This window comes from Streptomyces sp. NPDC059866, assembly GCF_042731325.1.
In the GTDB taxonomy this organism is placed as follows: domain Bacteria; phylum Actinomycetota; class Actinomycetes; order Streptomycetales; family Streptomycetaceae; genus Streptomyces; species Streptomyces flavusporus.
Map to the genome: position 1 here is coordinate 190,598 of NZ_JBHWJT010000013.1, position 19,063 is coordinate 209,660.

Here is a 19,063-nt window from a genome sequence, read left to right on the forward strand (position 1 = left end):
AGTGCAAGTGTGCCGCCCGAGTGGCCGGGCGGCACATCCTGGGTGGTCAGCGCGGACCGAGCGTCCAGCGCGGTCCCTGCGGGCTGTCCTCGACGGCGAGACCGGCCTGCTTGAGCTGGTCGCGGATGGCGTCCGCGGTGGCCCAGTCCTTACGGGCGCGGGCCGCCTCACGCTGGTCGAGTACGAGGCGTACGAGGCTGTCGACGACGCCGTGCAGGTCTTCGCTGCGCTCACCCTCACCGGCCCACTGGGCGTCCAGCGGGTCGAGGCCGAGGACGCCGAGCATGGCGCGGACCTCGGCGAGGCGGGCGACGGCGGATTCCTTGTCGTCGGCGGCCAGCGCGCTGTTGCCCTGCCGGACGGTGTTGTGCACGACGGCGAGCGCCTGCGGCACGCCCAGGTCGTCGTCCATCGCCTCGGCGAAGGCGGGCGGCACCTCGGCGGCGGGCTCGACGGGACCGCCGGCCAGCTCGACGACGCGCTGCACGAACCCCTCGATCCGCGCGAACGCGGACTCGGCCTCGCGCAGGGCCTCCTCGCTGTACTCGATCATCGAGCGATAGTGCGGGGTGCCGAGGTAGTAGCGCAGCACGATCGGCCGCCACCGCTTGACCATGTCGGACACCAGCACCGAGTTGTCCAAGGACTTGGACATCTTCTCGCCGCTCATGGTGACCCAGGCGTTGTGCAGCCAGTACTGGGCGAAGTCGTCGCCGAAGGCCTTGGCCTGGGCGATCTCGTTCTCGTGGTGCGGGAAGACCAGATCCAGGCCGCCACCGTGGATGTCGAAGGCCCTGCCCAGGTACTTGTGCGCCATGGCCGAGCACTCCAGGTGCCAGCCGGGACGCCCGCGGCCCCACGGGCTCTCCCAGTCGGGCTCGCCGGGCTTGGTGGCCTTCCACATGGCGAAGTCGCGCGGGTCGCGCTTGCCGGTGATGCCCTCCTCGGCGGGCTGGCGCATCTCCTCCAGGTCCTGCCGGGACAGCTCCAGGTAGGCGGGCCAGGACCGTACGTCGAAGTAGACGCTGCCGTCGGCCTCGTAGGCGTGTCCGCGCTCGATGAGGCCGCGCATCATCTCGACCATCTCGGTGATGTGGCCGGTGGCACGCGGCTCGTACGTCGGCGGCAGGCAGCCGAGCGCGCGGTAACCGTCGTCGAAGGCGCGCTCGTTGTCGTAGCCGATGGACCACCAGGGGCGGTTCTGCTCGGCCGCCTTCCAGATGATCTTGTCGTCGATGTCGGTGACGTTCCGGATGAACGTCACCTCGTAGCCGCGGTACTCGAACCAGCGGCGCATGATGTCGAAGTTGAGGCCCGAGCGGATGTGCCCGATGTGGGGTGCCGCCTGCACGGTGGCACCACACAGGTAGATCGAGACACAACCCGGCGTGAGCGGGGTGAAGTCACGGATCTGCCGGGCGCTGGTGTCGTACAGGCGAATAGTCACCACTCCAGGGTAGTGGGCCGGGAGCTGTGCCTCGTGCCGCTTGTGGACAAGGTGCACCTTTTCGTGACGCCCCTCCCAGCCGCCGTCAGCCGGTGCGCACCACAAGTGCCGTCGCCACCGCCATCAGGCCTTCCTCGCGCCCCGGGAAGCCGAGCCCGTCCGTCGTCGCGCCGGAGACGGACACCGGTGCTCCCGCCGCCTCGGACAGGACCTTCTGGGCCTCGTCCCGGCGCTTGCCGATCTTCGGGCGGGGCCCGACGACCTGCACCGCGACATTGCCGATCCGGAACCCCGCCTCACGCACGATCCGCGCCGCCTCCGTCAGCAGCGCCACCCCGGACGCCCCGGACCACTCCGGCCGTCCGGTCCCGAAGTGCTGCCCCAGGTCACCGAGCCCGGCGGCGGAGAACAGCGCGTTGCACGCGGCGTGCGCCACGACGTCCGCGTCGGAGTGCCCGGTCAGGCCCGGCCCCTCGCCCTCCCACTTCAGGCCGGCGCACCACAGCTCGCGGCCCTCCTCGAAGGCGTGGATGTCGGTGCCGATGCCGACCTGGGGAAGCAGCGGTGCGTCAGAAGCCATCGGTCAGCCTCCGGCGCGCCAGGACCGCCTCCGCCAGGACCAGGTCCAGCGGGCGGGTGACCTTGAAGGCCTCCTCGTGCCCGGGTACGACGACGACCTGTTCCCCGAGCTGTTCGACCATGCTCGCGTCGTCGGTGACGTTGTCGGTGACCGTCTCGTGGGCGCGCAGCAGGATCGCGCGGTCGAAACCCTGCGGTGTCTGCACCGCACGCAGCCGGGCCCGCGCGGGCGTGGCCACCACGGGCTCCGGCGCACCGGGGGCCTCGGCGGGCTCGACCTCCTTCACCGTGTCCGCGAGCGGCAGGGCCGGCACCACGGCCGGCGCACCGGCGCGCACCGCCTCGATCACGGCGTCCACGGTGTCGACCGGCACCAGCGGCCGGGCGGCGTCGTGCACGAGGACGATGTCGTAGCCGGGCGGCAGGGCGTCCAGGCCGAGCTTCACACTCTCCTGGCGGGACTGCCCGCCCGGTACGACGAGGAAGTCGGTGCGCTCGGGCAGCGCGTACGCGTCGAGCAGTGACTTGACCTCGGCGGCTCCGTCGGGCGGGGCCACGACGACCACGAGGGAGACGGCGCGGGACGCGGCCAGGGCGCGTACCGCGTGGATGAGCATGGGGGTGCCGTTCAGCGCGCGCAGCGCCTTGGGGGCGCCCGGGCCGAGGCGTACACCCCGGCCGGCGGCGGGAATCACCGCGGCGGTACGCGAAGGGCGCGAATCGTCAGACATCGGTTCCTGTCAGGTTTGTGTGCTCGGCCAACTTGGGTATGGCCTCAGCGTGCCGGGCGCACAACGGCTTGACAGGACCCTTCCGTGACCCTCGTCGAGCCTCCTGCCCGAGCCCGGCACGCACAGTACCGGGGGGAGATTTCCTCGGCGTATGACGTACGGCGTCTGGTGTACGAGCATGCTCGGCCCGGGTGCGAACATGCCGCAGCGCCCGGCGACAGCAATACGTCATCGGGCACCACGGCATTTCGACGTGCCGGCTTTTGATGTCCACAGCGGCAGCGGGCCTGCTGCCTCGCGTCAGGAGGCGAGCACCTCGTCGAGCAGGGCCTCGGCCTTGTCCTCGTTCGTGTTCTCCGCGAGAGCGAGCTCACTCACCAGGATCTGGCGAGCCTTGGCGAGCATGCGCTTCTCACCGGCGGAGAGTCCACGCTCGCGCTCACGACGCCACAGGTCACGTACGACTTCCGCGACCTTGATGACATCGCCGGAGGCGAGCTTCTCCAGGTTTGCCTTGTAACGACGGGACCAGTTCGTGGGCTCCTCGGCATACGGTGCGCGCAGCACCTCGAAGACCCGGTCCAGCCCGTCCTGACCGACCACATCACGTACGCCGACGAACTCCGCATTGTCCGCTGGCACACGCACCGTCAGGTCACCCTGGGCGACCTTCAGCATCAAGTAGGTCTTGTCCACGCCTTTGATCTGGCGAGTTTCGATGGCCTCGATCAGCGCGGCCCCGTGATGGGGATAGACCACGGTGTCGCCAACCTTGAACGTCATGTGACAGGTACCCCTTCCGTGGCTATCCAGGGTAACACGGAAACGGCAGCTTCTGAATGGCGTTTTCGCAGGTCAGGGCATATCTCGGGGCTTGACAACAGCAACAGGAACGTGCTTCGCCGGGTCCGCGGAACAAAGTATTCGCAGGTCGGAGCGGCTCTCCGGGGCGGGCGAAACGTGCACGTCACGCACCTCCGGCGACTCCGTCAACCGGCTGAACATCCCCAAATGTCCGGTTCCAAACGCTCGACTTCCGCTACTCCGTTCGGCGTCCGGGGGCCACTGTGAGACGAATCCGGAATTGATCACGACACCCCCGGCACGACCGTGCCGGTGATCAATTCCGGGCCGGCCGCGCATTCCTTCACCCACATTTCGCGAAGGCTTATGTGAATGCCGTACGAGCGCGTCACACGCCGGAACAGGACACCGGCCGTACGCCCTGCCGAGCGAAGCCGGGCGCCCGCGGGGGAGGGTCGGGTGCGGCCGCGCGGGAACGGCTCGGTAACCTGGGGCCGCTGACAGCCACTTAGGGCGGCTTTACAAGGAAAGCTGCCCCTGCGTTCAAGGAGTTGCCGCCGCCGTGAGCAGCAGCCTTCGACGCGGCGCCCTCGCCGCCTCCGCCATCGCGTTCTCGATCGCCTCGCTCGCCGCCTGCGGCGCCGGCAACAACGCCCAGACCCTGGAGATCAAGCCGGACAACGCGGCCACCAGCGTCGGCGACATCAAGATCCAGAACGCTGTGGTCATCACCCAGCCCGACCCGGAGGCGACCGGCCCGGCCGTCATCTCCGCCACCGTCTTCAACAGCGGCAGCACCGTCCAGACTCTGGACTCCATCACCGTCGACGGCGCCGGCACCGCCAAGATCTCGCCCGCGACCGGCACGGGCACGCTGTCCGTCCCGGCCGGCGGCTCGGTCGTCATCGGCGGCAAGAACAACGCCTCGGCCGTGCTGAGCAGCGCCGAGGGCGTCACCGACGGCAACGCGCAGAAGGTCACCTTCTCCTTCAGCCAGACCGGTGCCGTGAGCCTGCGCGCCTTCGTCGTCCCGGCCGAGAGCTACTTCAGCTCGTGGGGCCCGACCGAGGTGCCGGCCGCGCCCGGGGCTTCGGCCTCCACGAGCGAGGAGCCCGACGAGGGCACCGACGAGGGCACCGACGGTGAGTCGGCCTCGCCGCACGAGACCGGGTCCGCCACCGACACCCCGACCGACGCGGCGTCCGCGTCGGAGTCGCCCGTGGAAGAAGAGGCCGCCGGTCACTGATCAGCGTCGTACGCACAGAAGGGCGGGACCTCACCGGGAGGTCCCGCCCTTCTGTGCGTACGCGCTGTGCGGTTTACGGCTCGAACTTGTAGCCGAGGCCTCGCACCGTCACCAGATACCTCGGCGCGCCCGGATCCGGCTCGATCTTGGCGCGCAGTCGCTTGACGTGGACGTCGAGGGTTTTGGTGTCACCGACATAGTCGGCGCCCCAGACGCGGTCGATGAGCTGCATCCGGGTCAGCACGCGGCCGGCGTTGCGCAGCAGCATCTCCAGCAGGTCGAACTCCTTCAGCGGCAGGTCGACCTTGGAGCCGCCGACGGTGACCACATGGCGGTCGACGTCCATACGGACCGGGCCGGCCTCCAGCGCGGCCGGGGCCACCTCCTCCGGCTCGCCGCGGCGGCGCAGCACGGCGCGGATGCGGGCGACCAGCTCGCGGGTGGAGAAGGGCTTGGTGACGTAGTCGTCGGCTCCTATTTCGAGACCGACCACCTTGTCGATCTCGCTGTCCTTGGCGGTCACCATGATGACGGGGACGTTGGAGCGGCCGCGCAGCTGGCGGCACACTTCGGTGCCCGGCAGTCCGGGCAGCATCAGGTCGAGAAGGACGAGGTCGGCGCCGTTGCGCTCGAACTCGTCGAGTCCGTCGGGCCCGGTGGTCGCGACGGCGACCTCGAAGCCCTCCTTGCGGAGCATGTATGACAGAGCGTCGGAGAAGGACTCCTCGTCCTCGACGACGAGCACTCGGGTCACGGAAGGACCTCCGGGGCAGGAAGTGGTTCGTACGGGGGTGTGGCGGGGGACGAGTCGGCGGACTGCCCGGCCTCGTCGTCAGGAGCGGGGTGCTGGTGCGCCCGGTCACGGGCCTGACCCGCCTCCGGCAGCCGCAGCGTGAAAGTGGAGCCCTGTCCCTCCGAGCTCCACACCGTGACCTCCCCGCCGTGCGAGGCGGCCACGTGCTTGACGATCGCCAGCCCGAGGCCCGTACCACCGGTGGCACGGGAGCGGGCCGGGTCGACTCGGTAGAAGCGCTCGAAGATGCGCTCCTTGTCCTTGTCGGAGATGCCGATGCCCTGGTCGGTGACGGCGATCTCGATGATGTCCCCGCCGGAGCCGTTCACCCGGCGGGCGGCGATGCCGACGCGGGTGCGGGCGGGAGAGTAGTTGACGGCGTTCTCGACCAGGTTGCCGAGGGCCGCGGCCAGCTTGCTGCGGTTTCCCCAGACATGCAGGTCGGCGGTACCGCCGGCGGCCATGGTGATCTGCTTGGTGCCCGCCTGGTGGCGGCACCGGTCGATGGCCTCGGCGACCAGCTCGTCCACCCGGACCGGTTCGGCGTCCTCCAGCGGGTCGTCGTTCTGGACCCGGGAGAGGTCGATGAGCTCCTGCACCAGGTTGGTCAGCCGGGTCGCCTCGATCTGCATCCGGCCGGCGAAGCGCTCCACGGCCTCGGGGTCGTCGGAGGCGTCCATGACGGCCTCGGACAGGAGGGAGAGCGCGCCGACGGGGGTCTTGAGCTCGTGGCTGACATTGGCGACGAAGTCGCGTCGTACCGCCTCTATCCGGCGGGCCTCCGTGAGGTCCTCGACCAGCAGCAGCACCAGCCGGGAGCCCAGCGGGGCGACCCGGGCGGAGACGGCGAGGGCCTCGCCCCGGCCGCTGCCGCGCCGGGGCAGGTCCAGCTCCACCTGACGTATCTCACCGTCGCGCCGGGTGTCGCGGGCCATCTGCAGCATGGGGTCGACGGCGAGCTTGCCGCCGCGGACCAGTCCGAGGGCGTACGCCGCGGAGCTGGCCTTGACGACGGCGTCGGCCTCGTCCAGGACGACGGCCGAGGAGCGCAGCACGGACAGCACCGTGTCGACGCCGGGCGGAAGCACCGGGTCGGTGTGCAGGGAGGTCCGGGTGGGGCGCTTCAGGTCGCGTTCGCTCCAGCGGAACGCCAGCATGGCGATGACACCGGTGAGCACACCGGCGATCGCTGCCGCTGCGGCGACCGCCGCGTTCACGTCCATGCATCCAGGTTAGGCATGCCCTAATGGTTGCCCACAGCCGTCCGGGTGCGACCTCGAACACTCGTCGCCCAGAGTTCACCTTGGAGCCAGGGATGGTTCATTTGAGGGGGCGGAAACGGACGCGTACGGCCCGGAACGTGGCAGCGTGGGGTTCGTAGGAACGGCTTTCACCACGGGCCACCGGCCCTCTGAATCCCCGAATGAATCCCAGAAATCGCACGAGAGGGAACCCTGATGCGGGACGCGTACCACGAGGAACTGGACTCGATCGGCGACAGCCTGGTCGAGATGGCCCGGCTGGTCGGGTCGGCGATCGGGCGCGCCACGACAGCCATTCTCGACGCCGACCTGAAGCTGGCCGAGAACGTGATCGAGGCCGACAAGAAGGTCGACGAACTCCAGCACGACCTGGAGGCCCAGGCGATAGCCCTGCTGGCCCGCCAGCAGCCGGTGGCCACGGACCTGCGGATAGTGGTCACCTCGCTGCGTATGAGCGCCGACCTCGAACGCTCCGGCGACCTCGCCCAGCACGTGGCCAAGCTCGCCCGGCTGCGCTTCCCCGAGCGGGCGGTCCCGCACGACCTGCACGCCACGATCCTGGAGATGGGCCAGCTCGCGCAGCGTCTGATGGCCAAGACCGCCGAGGTCCTCGTCACCAAGGACATCGATCTGGCGATGCAGCTGGAAACCGACGACGACGCGATGGACCTGCTGCACCGCACGCTGTTCCAGCACCTCATCGACGAGCGCTGGAAGCACGGCATCGAGACCGCGGTCGACGTCACGCTCCTCGGCCGCTACTACGAGCGCTTCGCCGACCACGCGGTGGCCGTCGCCAAGCGCGTGGTGTTCCTGGTCACCGGCGAGCACGCGGACGAGCTCCAGCCCGAGATCCACGTCGAAGGGACCTGAGCGACGGGCGCGCGAAACCCCTGACCGGGCCGGGCCGCTGCGGGTGCGAGCCACAGTGCGCCGTTGATGCGCCCGGCAAACGGGGCTGCAATGGGCTGACAGGCACCAGCCTCGAGGAGGGACCCATGGCCGAATCCCCCAACACGCCCGGTACGACGCCCGACCCCACCCAGGAACGCGCCAGCGAACAGCCCGCCGAGATCAACAGCCTCACGCTCATCGGCGCGTGCGGCTGCGGCTCGGGCTGCACGTGCGGCTGCCAGCAGGGCAATCCCTGCCAGTGCTGACTGAAGCTCCACGACGTCTGAGGGCCCCCGGCGCCGGCGCCGGGGGCCCTTCGCGTCGCCCTGCCTGCGGCACGGGCGCAGCATGGAGTAAGGACGGGAAGGAGGTGCGAGGCCATGGCTGAGTTCATGGACGTCCATCACGACATGCGGGGCATCACGGCCGACCAGCTGCGCGAGGCCCACCGGGCCGACCTCGCGATAGAAGGGGAAGAGGGCGTGCACTTCAAGCAGGCCTGGGCGGACCCGGACTCCGGAGTCGTCTACTGCCTGTCCGAGGCCCCCTCGGCGGAAGCGGTCCAACGCATCCACGAACGCGCCGGGCACAAGGCGGACGAGATCCATCCGGTACCGCTGACGGTCTGACCCGTCGCCACGCAATCACCACCGGCCCCTGCCCGCGGAACACGCAGACGGGGGCCGAGGAGATCGACCGATCGGGTTGAGTTGCCTGCCCGAGGGGCTGTCGGACTTCCTGCTGTGCCCTTCTCCGCGCAGGGTGTGATCATGAAGACCCTGCGAATGCACTGTCTGCACCGCTCCGCAGCGAGCTCGGTTGCGGCAGTCGTCATCAGCCTTGCAGCAGCTCTGACCGCCGCCTCCCCCGCCGCGGCCCAGACCGATCAACCGTCTGACCGGCAGGCATGCCGCGTGATCGACCAGAGGCGGGGCGGCTTCGAACAAGCCGTGTGGGCCCTCATGGGCGGCCCCCAGGCCGGCACGGTGCTGCAGAACTACTGCACACCTCAACATCAGGACCAAGGCGACGGTCAGCGTCAGGACCAGGGCGACGGCCGACGTCAGGACCAAGGCGACGGCCGCACGCAGACCGACGATGCACGTGCTCTCCCGGCTTCCGGCGACATGACCGACATCGGGCGAGGCGACGCAGACGGGCAGGACTGACAGTCACCCGGCATGCGGGGCCACTTCGAACGCGGCCCGAACACCCCTGACGGACCTGCGACGGCCCTGAGCTGCCACGAGCCCCCTGCCTGCGGAGAACCCGCAGGCAGGGGGCTCGATCAGTCGGGCTACCGGTTTGGGCTACTTCTTCTTGCCCTGGGTCTGGCGGGCTTGTTCTTTTGACCAGGTCAGCGGGACACAAACTCCCGCTGACCTGCGATCGGGCTGTCATGGGTGGTCGTTGTTGACCGTTACTTGTCGCCCTCGGAGGGCCCAGAGAGGGCCCGGCGGTGTCGCCCCGGACCCTCACTCACGAACCGGACCCTCACTCACGAAGAGGAGCAGCCTCCCACCCGGCTTGCGAGCACAGCCTTCCCTTCGCCCACCGGGAAACGCAGGAGGCCCCGGATCTCTCCGGAGCCTCTGTGTGCACTCGGCAGGATTTCGAACCTTCTGATCCGTAGGCGCGTGCAGCACCATCACGAACCGCTCGCCTGCTGGGATCTGTTGGCTCGTCCACCGATTACGAGCGTGCCGCCGTGCGTGGTTGTACGCCTCTGTTGATGTCAGCTACTGATGTCACGCAACATGCCCTGGAACTGTGGCTTCGCTCGTGAAGCCGTGACCTGCCGGATGGGCCGGACGCTGGGGCAGGCCAGCACGACTGTCGTTCGGGCGACCTTCCGCTTTTCAGGCGAGTCCGTCGTGTGGAGTGGATCACTTTCCGTCCCGGCAACGACCAGCGCTGACAGCCCGTGACATACCGCTGCGTACCGTGGCGTCCGTCTTCGTTGGCCACGTCTACTCACTTGTCCGCGCGGGCGGGGATGTGTCGTCCACACGCGGGTCGGCCAACCGGCTCAGCAAGGTCATCCGCCTTGAACAAGTGCTAGAATCCGCGCGCTTGTTCGGAGGGGGTGGGGCCCTCCGCAGGGAGGGGAAACAAGTGACTCGTCGAGCTTTCGTGCGCGGCTCCCTTGCCACCATCACCGGGTTGGCGCTCTCTTTGTCCGCCGTGCCGCTGGTGGCGCCTGCGCATGCGGAGACCGCAACGGAGATCATCATTCCGGCCACCATGCGCACCACTCCGCGCACGGCGTCTCTGCAGACTGCGGGAACCTCCGGCTTCCTCGAGTACCGTTCCACCACCGACGGTTACGGCCTCTGGTGGACCGGTTACGACGGCAGCCGAAAGCCGGTGGAAGGCGGCGAGGGACTCGCACCGCGCACCCGGGGTGTGTACGGCACCGGTTCGGACGTCGTCGCCCTTCCCCCGTCCCAGAACAGTGGGAAGGTCCTGCTCCGGGACATGGGAACCGGCACGACGGAGACCGTGACGATTCCGGCGGGCCAAAGCTACGTACAGACGTACGGGCGCACTGTCCTGACCAGCACCAGCACTGGTGGGGAACGGACCGGGCTGTTCCTGCTGCACAACGAGAACGGCAGCACGGTGCAGAAGCCCGTCACCGGATTCCCGGACGGGACGATCTTCCCCGTCTTCCCCAGGGGTGACGCCTCCGGCATCCTCGTCAACTACTTCGGATCGGACCGGGTCACCAAGTTCGCCTGGGTGGATACGGAGACCGGCGAGACCATGCTCCTCCCTCCGTACGTGGCGAACATGGACACCGTGGTGGGCCCCGATTACCTGGCCGGCTGGTACGGCGCGTCCCACGTGCGGGTGTACGCCAAGGGTGCCTACGACGCGCCCACGCACGAGGTTCCGTTCCCCCGCAGCTCCGAGAGCAAGGTCCTCGGCGTCGTCGGTGACGTGCTCGTCGTCGCGCGGCGCAGCGACTCGTCCGTCTGGAGTGTGTCCGCGCTGCCCTTCGACGGCTCCGCGGAGCTGCCTCTGGCCAAGCGGGCGGACCCCGCGGCCCTCGTCACCCCTGACGGCGGCCTGGTCCTCGCCGGCGGGGAGTCCGCTGTGGACTACGGCATCGCCAAGATCGAGGCGGGGGAGGACGGTCTGCCCCGGGTGCACCGGATTACGGACCTTCCGGCCGTGCCGATGGGGATCGAGTCGCTCGACCTGAGCGGCGGTGAGCTGTTGACCTACGAGTCCGGCGACGGGGCGACGCACCTGTACAGCCGCTCGCTGGTCGCGGAGGGAGCCCTGACCGCGGGCACGCGCACGGACCGGGGACCGACCCGGAGGTGCGGGATCATGGCCGGGGATCACGGGAGCTGTCCCGATCTCCGGGGCACGGGTGACGGGCGGGCGGTATACCGGGAGTGGGACGACGGGGAGCTCCGCGTCCTGGACCGAGGTCAGCCCCTCCCCGGCACCGTGTTCGCCTCCAGCCTCCAGGACCACCACGGTCTCATGGACGTCGCGGGCCGGTACGCGGCCTGGTGGGGATCCTCGCCCGCGGGAGACGGCCTGATGGTGGCGGATCTGAACACACGGGAGGTCGTGCCCACCCGCACGGGCCCAGCCGGTGCGGTCCCCGTCACCCTGTGGGGGGAGACGCTGTGGACGTCGTCCACCGGCGGCACTGTGACGGCCACGGAGGTGCGTACGGGCGACGCGATCACGTCGTTCCGGGTAGGGAGCACCTGCGGTTCGGGAGAGGTCCAGGCGGTGGGGCGCTGGGTGTACTGGTCCGGCCAGTGCGCTCTTCCCCAAGGGAGCGAGTCGAAGGCTTTCGTGTACGACACCCGCAGGAAGACGCTCATCACCGTTCCGACCGGAGGAGCAAAGCGCCTGGGTGACGGCTTCCTGGTCACGCGTGACTCCAGCACCGGGGCGCTGACCCTCACGGACGTCAGAAGCGGCTCCGCGGTGAGCCGGCCCCTGGCCGCCAAGACCGGAAAGTGGGACGTCGATCCGTACACCGGCCTCGTCGGTTACGTGAACCCCGCCTCCCAGGACATCCACGTCGTTCGGAGCGGCACCCCCGCCACGGACATCGCAGTCCTCGGAGCGAGGACGGAACCCTCGGTCAGCCTGCTGAGCCCGTCGTCCCTGTGGGACGGCACGTGGTGGCTGTCGAAGCCAGCCGCCTCGTGGACGCTGGTGCTCAGGAACAAGGCGACCGGCGCCACCGTACGCACCCTGTCCGGCGGTGCCGCACACGACGCTGTCCGGGCGTCCTGGAACGGCCGGACATCGACGGGCGCGTACGTGCCGAACGGCACGTACACCTGGACGATGACGGTGGCCTCGGCAGACGGGCAGGGCACGTCGGCGACGGCGACCGGCTCGCTGAAGCTGACCGGTGGTGCTGCCGTGAGACGCGACCATATCGGGTCCGATGGCATCGGTGACCTGCTCACGCTCACCCCTTCGGGCGCGCTCACCTTCCAGCAGGGCACCGGGACCGGGAAGTTCTCGAACAAGGTCACCGGCACCGGCTGGTCCACCTCGGTCAAGGCGGTCCCGTTCGGGGACCTGAGCGGGGACCGGTGCAACGACGTGCTGGTGCGGCTGAGCAGCGGGGCCCTGCGGCTGTACAAGCCGGGCTGCGGCGCCGCGCTCAAGCCGACCACGTCCTACACGACGCTCGCAACCAGCGGCTGGACCCAGTACGACATCCTGACCTCGCCCGGCGACATCAGCGGCGACGGACGGGCCGACCTGATCGCCCGCAACGCGTCCACCGGCGCGGTCTACCTGTACAAGGGCACCAGCACCGGCAAGCTGTCCGCCCGGGTGAAGCTGTACGACAACTGGAAGACGTACAAGAAGATCGTCGGCGTCGGCGACCTCAACGGCGACGGCATGGGCGACCTGATCGCCCAGGACAAGAACAACACCCTTTACCGCTACAACGGCACCGGCAAGGGCACCTTCACCTCCCGCGTCCGGCTGTTCACCAACTGGGGCGGCTCGTACAACGTCGTCGTCGGCGTCGGCGACATCACCGGCGACGGCAAGGCGGACATCGTCGCCCGGGACACCGCCGGCAACCTGTACCGCCAGGCCGGCTACGGCAACGGGTCGTTCGCGCCGCGGGTGAAGATCGGCACTGGCTGGCAGGGCTACAAGGCCCTGTACTGATCGGCCGACGCCGAGGGGTGCCCTGAACTTCGCGTTCCGGGTACCCCTCGGCCTACGTAGCGTCTGGTGTTACGTCTGCTGACCCAGTTCCCACATCAGACCGGTGATCCGTAGTCAAGTCGGCGGGTGCCGTCCATCGGCGGAGGACGGCACCCGCACCGGACACAGACTTTGAGGTCTGGCCTCGTCTTTATCAGGTCGATCATCCCGGACCGTTGATGCAGGCGCTCGCCGACGGTGAGGCGGTTTAGCGACCGTAAGGGTCCGCGCCCATCCGTGCTCGTCCGGGGTTGTTGGTGTCAGGCGTTGGTGTCAGACACCAGCGGACTGCTTGACCGTTGAGAGGTCGAGGTGTACAGGGCCCCTGACCGCACGAGAAAGAGAACGATGATCAAGGCCCGTCTGCCGTCGACCCACACACTGTGGAGCGGGCGTGGTTCCTGGCGTCCAGGTGGATTGCACTACTGGCCGCTAACTCAGTCGGCCGAACCTGTACCGCTCTCAAAACGGAACCCCAAAGCGCTCGTCAACTCTTGCACCAGGTCTTCCGCGAATGGGTCCGCCTCGGCGGCGAGCACCGCAGCCACCGCATCAGTATCTGGTTCCCGGCCAGCCTCTCTCGCCCAGTCTGCTGCAAGGGGGGCGGCCTCCTTGTTCCGTTCCAGCAACTGCTCCGGAGCGCCATAAGAATCTCGCGCTATCTGCGGCGACAGCACGCACTCCCACCTCGGCCCCTTCGGGCTGGCTGCCTCCACCGCCGCCACATCACTGTCAAACACATGGGCGACGAGCACGGGAGCCTGCGTCTCCTGCACGATCGAGTCGGCGGGTCTACCACCGCCGTGGAGTTGCACGATCTGCCAGGCACCGTCTTGAGCCGACCAGGACAGGTCACCGCCTGCCTGCCGCATCGCAGGCAGCTCTGCCAATGGCCCGTCGCACCGGGCCACCACGAAAGATCCAAAGAATCCCATGAGCCAAGATGCTATGAGCGGCTACTGACAACGCATCTTTCTCTGGCCGCCAGGCGACCCGCCGAGCCCCTGCCACTGACAGATCACCTCAACCCACACTCTCCCCAGCTCCCATCCCGTCCGCCGTCGACCCACACACCGTGGAGCGGGCGTGGTTCCTGGCGTCCAGGTGGAGCGCGCCACTGTACGAACGACCTGGACGCCAGGGGCCGCGTCTGCTCGGCTCTGCCTGGGTCGATGGCGGACGGGATGGGAGCTCCCCGCGCACGCCACTACGGACCCGCAGTCGGGAACGGCGCCCCCTCCATCCCGGTGCCGGCCGATCCCCCGCCGGAAGCATCGTTCTGACCGTGGCTTGCCCGTCTAGGTTTCTACTCAGGGCCGTAACTCGCTTGCGGCCCCAGGGGCACGGCCCCGGCGCCGAAGGCGCAGAGGGGCCGGGCCCAAGGGGCCAGCCCGCGCTTGCGCGGGCCCTTGAACCAGTAGAGAAAGTTGTAACTCAGTCTGTGGTGTGAGGCTTTTCCGGTCCGTAATGTGAAAGCGAACAAGCCCTACAAGATTTCCGATGTTGTCTAGGCCCGCCGTCAAGCATCACCTGGGACCGGAACGTCAGGCATCACCTGGAACCCGACACTGTGGTGTGGGGCTTGAAGTCGTGTGCGCAGGCTGGGAGTTCGGTGCCCTGTCGGTGTGCGAGCGGCAGGAAGAGCACGGGTCGGATGGTCCAGGTGATGTGGGTGTCGGCATGGGCGATCGTCACCGTGCAGGGTTCCTGACGCAGTAGGGCACGCCTCGTTTCGCTGCGGCCGTCGTGGAGCCATGCCCATGCTTCGTCCGACGCGTCGGGGTCAAGTGCTGGCGTGATCGTGCGGAGTGCGACGGCTACCCATCTGTCTGCCTGGGGTGCCGAGTACGCGTCGAAGGAGGTGTGAAAGGCCGGCCTCTCCGTCGTCTCCCCGGGGCTTTCCGTCCAGCACTCGCACCAGTAGCCGCGGGTGGGCTTGTCCATCAGCACGGGTGGGCTCCCGGTCGGCTGTCGGTGAAGAGTTCCGCGGTGACGGTGTGGCCGCTCTGGTTGCTGTGGACCACCACCCGGTAAGCGAGCGCGCTGACCATGCCGAGTCCTCGGCCGTGCTCCGCCTCCTGGTCCTGGTGCTCGGCCTTCGGTGCCGTGCCCGTGCCTCCGTCATCCGTGACGGACAGGGCGATCACCTGTGGGGAGACTGCGAGGGCCAGATGGAAGCTGCCGGATGCCTGGCCGCTGGCCGTGTGGAGAATCGCGTTTGCGCTCAGCTCGCTGACGATCAGCTCGGCGTCTTCTGCTAACGGCGAGTCGCGCAGGATGTCGCGGGTCCAGCGGCGGGCCCTCCTGACCTCTTCCGGAAAACCTGGGCAACTGAGCCCCCAGACCCGGGCGGTGCTCGTATACTCGTGCATACAAGTTCCTTCGTGCTGGTAGGCCGCCATGTGCAGCGGGTTCGGGCTAGACGAGTTTCACGCCGTCGTGGGCGCGGATGGCCGGCGGGGACGCCGCGTCGAGTGCGTCAAGGACGCGGATCGCGTACGCCTCGTCAGCGAGTTCGATGACTTCTTCGCGGGTGACCCAGCGCAGTGCGCGGGTCTCGTCCCCCGTGGTGGGAGTGCCGTCGGCCGTCTGGCAGCGGAAGACGAGGGAGACGATCAGGCCCGTCATGTTCTTGTAGACGCCGGTCAGGGTCGCGGGAAGCGCGATCTTGATGCCGGTCTCTTCGAGGACTTCGCGCTGGAGGGCCTCGGGGATGGTTTCCTCGCGTTCGAGGACTCCGCCCGGGGGCTCCCACTTACCGTTGTCGCGGCGCTTGATCAGGAGGGCCCGGCCTTGGTCATCGACGATGACCCCGGCGACGCTCACGGAGTGTGGGCGTTCTGTGCTCACGTTCCTCGGCCCTCTCGGCTGGCTAGGCTCTCCACCGTAGCAACAACACTCGCCCACTCGTCTAGATATCTAAAGGAGTACGCGTGACGTCTCTACCGAGCATTCTCGGCGGCCTCGACCCGACCAGTGATCGTGCGGTCTTCCGGCAGATCGCCGACCAGCTGCGCGAGGCCATCGACCGTGGACGGTTCAAGGAGGGCGAGAAGCTGCCCTCGGAGGCCGAGCTGGTTGAGCACTACGGGGTTTCCCGGATGACGGTCCGGAACTCCTTCTCCATCCTCCAGGGTGAGGGCCTGGTGCACGCCGAGCACGGCAAGGGCGTGTTCGTCCGGCCCCGGCCGCCGGTGCGCCGGCTGGCCTCCGACCGGTTCGCCCGGCGCCACCGCGAGCAGGGGAAGTCCGCGTTCGTCGTGGAGGCCGACGCCGCCGGCAGTCATCCGCAGGTCGACAGCCTGGAGGTGAAGGAGGAGAAGGCCAGCCAGGACATCTCCACCCGGCTCGGCTCCGTGCGCCGCGTGCTCGCCCGGCGTCGCCGGTACCTGCTCGACGGCCGGCCGGTCGAGTTCGCCACGTCGTATCTCCCGCTCGACATCGCCCGCGGTACTCCGATCGCCGATCCCAACCCTGGCCCCGGCGGCATCTACGCCCGCCTTGAGGAGCTGGGCCACCAGCTCGACCACTTCGAGGAGGAGATCCGGGCCCGGATGCCCTCCCCGTCCGAGGTGAAGACGCTGCAACTGGCCTCCGGCGTGCCGGTGATCCACCTGATCCGTACCGCCTTCGACACCGCCGGGCGGGCCGTGGAGGTCTGCGACACAGTGATGGCAGCGGACGCCTACGTCCTCTCCTATCGGCTTCCGGCGACCTGATCGACGGTGCGCGAGGCCACTTCTGCGGACTCGTACACCTCGGCACACATGCTCGTACAGACGAGTGGGTGAGGTGTGCGGCAAAGTTGCCCCATTCCCGGTGTCGCCGGGTTCGAAGACTGCATCTTCTCTAGACGAGTAGATGGGGAGAAGCCTTGCGCACCATCCGGGTGGAGACCTCGGCCGCGACGACCTGCTGACCGAGGCGCCCGAGCCCAAGGTCCGCGACCGGCAGACCGGCGAGATCGACAAGGACGCCGTCAGCGGTGAGGCGCTGACGACCATCGGCGTCGTGACCGTTAAGCCCGGTGTCGTCGAACTGCGGCTCGTTGGCTTCGACGTCCTGCGACGTGCGCGCATGTCCCGCAAGGCCGTGGCCGAGTTCCTGAGCATGCCGGTGGCCCTGCGCGAGGACGCCACGCCCTTCGTACGCGACTACCGCACCATCCCACACCAACTCACCCTCGGCGCCACGCTGTCCGGCAAGTCCATGTACCTGCGGCACCTGATCACCGGGCCGTGCGGCGGGCACGTCTGGCGAACGTCTCTCAACAAAGAAGTGTGGAAACCGGCGCTCGCCGCGGCCGGCGGCACCCCCTGCCCGAGCGGGGCGGGGCGTACGCCGAGTCCCGCGAGAACGGCATGCACGCGCTACGCCACTTCTACGCCTCGGTGCTCCTGGACGCCGGAGAGAAGATCAAGGCCCTCGCCGAGTACCTAGGCCACTCGGACCTGGGCCTGACGCTCCGCGTGTACGCACACCTGATGCCTTCTAGTCAGGAGCGCACGCGTAAGGCAGTTGGCGCCATTTTCAGCGCGCCCCTTCCTGCCAGCGCCCAAGCCCGCTCGAACCTCAGAGGGAATCATAATGCGCATGACAATCAAGTGGGTGATCTTTTAGCGCTGTCTGGGGTCGGGGCCTTTCATCTGCGTGCGACTTTAGCGCTCTCAGCCTCAAATAACGCCCTTCGAAAGGCAATTGAGGGATCGTTCACAGAAGCCCTGATCAAGTTGGCATTAGGGCTTGGCCCACGTCCAAGATGCTCTCAACCGCGAAGGGCTCGTCGGCGAACCTCCTACAGCTGCACCGACGAGCCCCTCCGGGTCAACGCTCCTACGGAAGAAGTGGACCCGAAATGGACACTACACAGGCCGCACCGGCGAAGCCTCCCGCATCAAGGGCGATGCTCGTCACGCTCCTGACGCTCGCAGCGCTGAACGTCGGACTCGCGGCTGGCATCTTCGCTCGCCTCCTCGGAGGCCACACCCTCTACAAGGCGTGCGCCACCGGGAGCACGGCAGGCGTGGCGGTACTCCTCGTCAGCCTCACCATCCTGAAGTTCGTCTTGAAGGATGGCGAGGACAACAACACCTAAGGCTCACGGCCCAGGCACGGCCCCAGCGCATTGAGAAGCCCCCTACCAGCGGGGAAACCGCAGGTAGGGGGCGAGTTCTTGCTGGGTTACTTCTTCTTGCCCTGATTCTTGACCGCCTCGATCGCCGCCGCAGCCGCCTCGGGGTCGAGGTACGTGCCGCCGGGGTTGACCGGCTTGAAGTCGGCGTCCAGTTCGTAGGACAGCGGGATGCCCGTCGGGATGTTCAGGCCCGCGATGTCCGCGTCGGAGATGCCGTCGAGGTGCTTGACGAGGGCGCGCAGGGAGTTGCCGTGGGCGGCGATCAGGACCGTGCGGCCGGCCAGCAGGTCGGGGACGATGCCGTCGTACCAGTACGGGAGCATGCGGACCACGACGTCCTTCAGGCACTCCGTGCGCGGGCGCAGCTCCGGGGGGATGGAGGCGTAGCGCGGGTCGTCCGACTGGGAGAACTCGGTGCCGTCCGCCAGCGGCGGGGGCGGGGTGTCGTAGGAGCGGCGCCACAGCATGAACTGCTCCTCGCCGAACTCGGCGAGGGTCTGCGCCTTGTCCTTGCCCTGGAGGGCGCCGTAGTGGCGCTCGTTCAGGCGCCAGGAGCGGTGGACCGGGATCCAGTGGCGGTCGGCGGCCTCCAGCGCGAGCTGGGCGGTGCGGATGGCGCGCTTCTGGAGGGACGTGTGGACCACGTCGGGCAGCAGGCCGGCGTCCTTGAGCAGCTCACCGCCGCGGACCGCCTCCTTCTCGCCCTTCTCGTTGAGGTTGACGTCCACCCAGCCGGTGAACAGGTTCTTCGCGTTCCACTCGCTCTCGCCGTGGCGAAGGAGGATCAGCTTGTACGGTGCGTCGGCCATGGCTCTGAGCGTAATCGAATGCTCTGATCGCTTGCGCGCCCGGCCGAGGTGTGGACGGTTGACGGGATCTGTTAATTGAGTGGCCGCCCCGGACCCCGCCTTCGTAAGGTGTGCCTGCCAGAAGGGCCACTTACAGCCGAGCCGCTTACA

Annotated in this window: 19 protein-coding genes and 1 pseudogene; 9 read left to right on the forward strand and 11 right to left on the reverse strand. The window is 68.4% G+C overall.

Annotation, left to right across the window (positions count from 1 at the left end):
• Positions 1–46: 46 nt before the first annotated feature.
• From cysS to ACFV7R_RS21625, 4 genes are all read right to left on the reverse strand, one after another.
• Complete coding sequence (gene cysS / locus ACFV7R_RS21610; RefSeq protein WP_385265706.1) at positions 47–1,447, reverse strand: cysteine--tRNA ligase; 1,401 nt, start codon at positions 1,445–1,447, stop codon at positions 47–49.
• 85 nt (positions 1,448–1,532) lie between these two features.
• Positions 1,533–2,027 (reverse strand): 2-C-methyl-D-erythritol 2,4-cyclodiphosphate synthase, encoded by a 495-nt coding sequence (gene ispF / locus ACFV7R_RS21615; RefSeq protein ID WP_385265708.1) that lies wholly within the window; start codon positions 2,025–2,027, stop codon positions 1,533–1,535.
• On the reverse strand, positions 2,017–2,757 hold the full coding sequence (gene ispD / locus ACFV7R_RS21620; RefSeq protein ID WP_385265711.1) for a 2-C-methyl-D-erythritol 4-phosphate cytidylyltransferase: 741 nt from the start codon (positions 2,755–2,757) through the stop codon (positions 2,017–2,019). The genes ispF and ispD overlap by 11 nt, the downstream gene beginning before the upstream one ends.
• Before the next feature lie 300 nt (positions 2,758–3,057).
• A complete protein-coding gene (locus ACFV7R_RS21625; RefSeq protein WP_385265713.1) occupies positions 3,058–3,540 on the reverse strand; it encodes a CarD family transcriptional regulator in 483 nt (160 codons plus the stop codon).
• Between the two features lie 583 nt (positions 3,541–4,123).
• On the opposite strand from ACFV7R_RS21625, the gene ACFV7R_RS21630 reads away from it, so the two are divergent.
• On the forward strand, positions 4,124–4,807 hold the full coding sequence (locus tag ACFV7R_RS21630; RefSeq protein WP_385265715.1) for a DUF461 domain-containing protein: 684 nt from the start codon (positions 4,124–4,126) through the stop codon (positions 4,805–4,807).
• A 73-nt stretch (positions 4,808–4,880) separates the two neighbouring features.
• Here the strand turns inward: ACFV7R_RS21630 and ACFV7R_RS21635 are convergent, their stop codons facing one another.
• A complete protein-coding gene (locus ACFV7R_RS21635; RefSeq protein WP_129798507.1) occupies positions 4,881–5,561 on the reverse strand; it encodes a response regulator transcription factor in 681 nt (226 codons plus the stop codon).
• Positions 5,558–6,823 carry a sensor histidine kinase gene (locus ACFV7R_RS21640; protein WP_385265718.1) on the reverse strand — a complete coding sequence of 422 codons (1,266 nt, stop codon included), beginning with the start codon at positions 6,821–6,823 and terminating at the stop codon, positions 5,558–5,560. Before ACFV7R_RS21640 ends, ACFV7R_RS21635 begins: the two co-directional genes overlap by 4 nt.
• A gap of 234 nt (positions 6,824–7,057) precedes the next feature.
• Between ACFV7R_RS21640 and phoU the strand changes: the two genes are divergently transcribed.
• The 5 genes from phoU to ACFV7R_RS21665 all read left to right on the forward strand — a co-directional run bounded on the left by phoU (position 7,058) and on the right by ACFV7R_RS21665 (position 12,931).
• A complete protein-coding gene (gene phoU / locus ACFV7R_RS21645; RefSeq protein ID WP_385265721.1) occupies positions 7,058–7,735 on the forward strand; it encodes a phosphate signaling complex protein PhoU in 678 nt (225 codons plus the stop codon).
• Positions 7,736–7,860: 125 nt separating this feature from the next.
• On the forward strand, positions 7,861–8,022 hold the full coding sequence (locus ACFV7R_RS21650; protein WP_385265723.1) for a hypothetical protein: 162 nt from the start codon (positions 7,861–7,863) through the stop codon (positions 8,020–8,022).
• A gap of 114 nt (positions 8,023–8,136) precedes the next feature.
• Positions 8,137–8,385, forward strand: coding sequence for an SCO4226 family nickel-binding protein (locus ACFV7R_RS21655; protein WP_129798510.1), 249 nt, complete (start codon positions 8,137–8,139; stop codon positions 8,383–8,385).
• 141 nt (positions 8,386–8,526) lie between these two features.
• The gene (locus tag ACFV7R_RS21660) at positions 8,527–8,925 is read left to right on the forward strand and encodes a hypothetical protein (RefSeq protein ID WP_385265726.1); all 399 of its coding nucleotides are present in this window, start codon (positions 8,527–8,529) and stop codon (positions 8,923–8,925) included.
• Positions 8,926–9,871: 946 nt separating this feature from the next.
• A complete protein-coding gene (locus ACFV7R_RS21665) occupies positions 9,872–12,931 on the forward strand; it encodes an FG-GAP-like repeat-containing protein (protein ID WP_385265729.1) in 3,060 nt (1,019 codons plus the stop codon).
• Positions 12,932–13,407: 476 nt separating this feature from the next.
• Here ACFV7R_RS21665 and ACFV7R_RS21670 read toward each other — a convergent pair whose 3' ends face one another.
• From ACFV7R_RS21670 to ACFV7R_RS21685, 4 genes are all read right to left on the reverse strand, one after another.
• Positions 13,408–13,905 carry a hypothetical protein gene (locus tag ACFV7R_RS21670; RefSeq protein WP_385265731.1) on the reverse strand — a complete coding sequence of 166 codons (498 nt, stop codon included), beginning with the start codon at positions 13,903–13,905 and terminating at the stop codon, positions 13,408–13,410.
• A gap of 616 nt (positions 13,906–14,521) precedes the next feature.
• Positions 14,522–14,914, reverse strand: a complete 393-nt coding sequence (locus ACFV7R_RS21675; protein ID WP_385265855.1) for a hypothetical protein — start codon at positions 14,912–14,914, stop codon at positions 14,522–14,524.
• Positions 14,914–15,342: an ATP-binding protein gene (locus ACFV7R_RS21680; RefSeq protein WP_385265734.1), complete on the reverse strand. Its 429-nt coding sequence runs from the start codon at positions 15,340–15,342 to the stop codon at positions 14,914–14,916. Before ACFV7R_RS21680 ends, ACFV7R_RS21675 begins: the two co-directional genes overlap by 1 nt.
• Before the next feature lie 46 nt (positions 15,343–15,388).
• Entirely contained in the window at positions 15,389–15,796 is a 408-nt protein-coding gene (locus ACFV7R_RS21685) for an NUDIX hydrolase (RefSeq protein ID WP_385265737.1), read from the reverse strand.
• A 107-nt stretch (positions 15,797–15,903) separates the two neighbouring features.
• On the opposite strand from ACFV7R_RS21685, the gene ACFV7R_RS21690 reads away from it, so the two are divergent.
• The 3 genes and pseudogenes from ACFV7R_RS21690 to ACFV7R_RS21700 all read left to right on the forward strand — a co-directional run bounded on the left by ACFV7R_RS21690 (position 15,904) and on the right by ACFV7R_RS21700 (position 18,065).
• The gene (locus tag ACFV7R_RS21690) at positions 15,904–16,689 is read left to right on the forward strand and encodes a GntR family transcriptional regulator (protein WP_385265740.1); all 786 of its coding nucleotides are present in this window, start codon (positions 15,904–15,906) and stop codon (positions 16,687–16,689) included.
• A 244-nt stretch (positions 16,690–16,933) separates the two neighbouring features.
• Positions 16,934–17,206: pseudogene (locus ACFV7R_RS21695) on the forward strand (FtsK/SpoIIIE domain-containing protein); the annotation flags it as partial.
• A 619-nt stretch (positions 17,207–17,825) separates the two neighbouring features.
• Positions 17,826–18,065 (forward strand): hypothetical protein, encoded by a 240-nt coding sequence (locus ACFV7R_RS21700; protein ID WP_385265743.1) that lies wholly within the window; start codon positions 17,826–17,828, stop codon positions 18,063–18,065.
• An 86-nt stretch (positions 18,066–18,151) separates the two neighbouring features.
• Here ACFV7R_RS21700 and ACFV7R_RS21705 read toward each other — a convergent pair whose 3' ends face one another.
• Positions 18,152–18,913: a phosphoglyceromutase gene (locus ACFV7R_RS21705; protein WP_385265745.1), complete on the reverse strand. Its 762-nt coding sequence runs from the start codon at positions 18,911–18,913 to the stop codon at positions 18,152–18,154.
• Positions 18,914–19,063 lie beyond the last annotated feature (150 nt).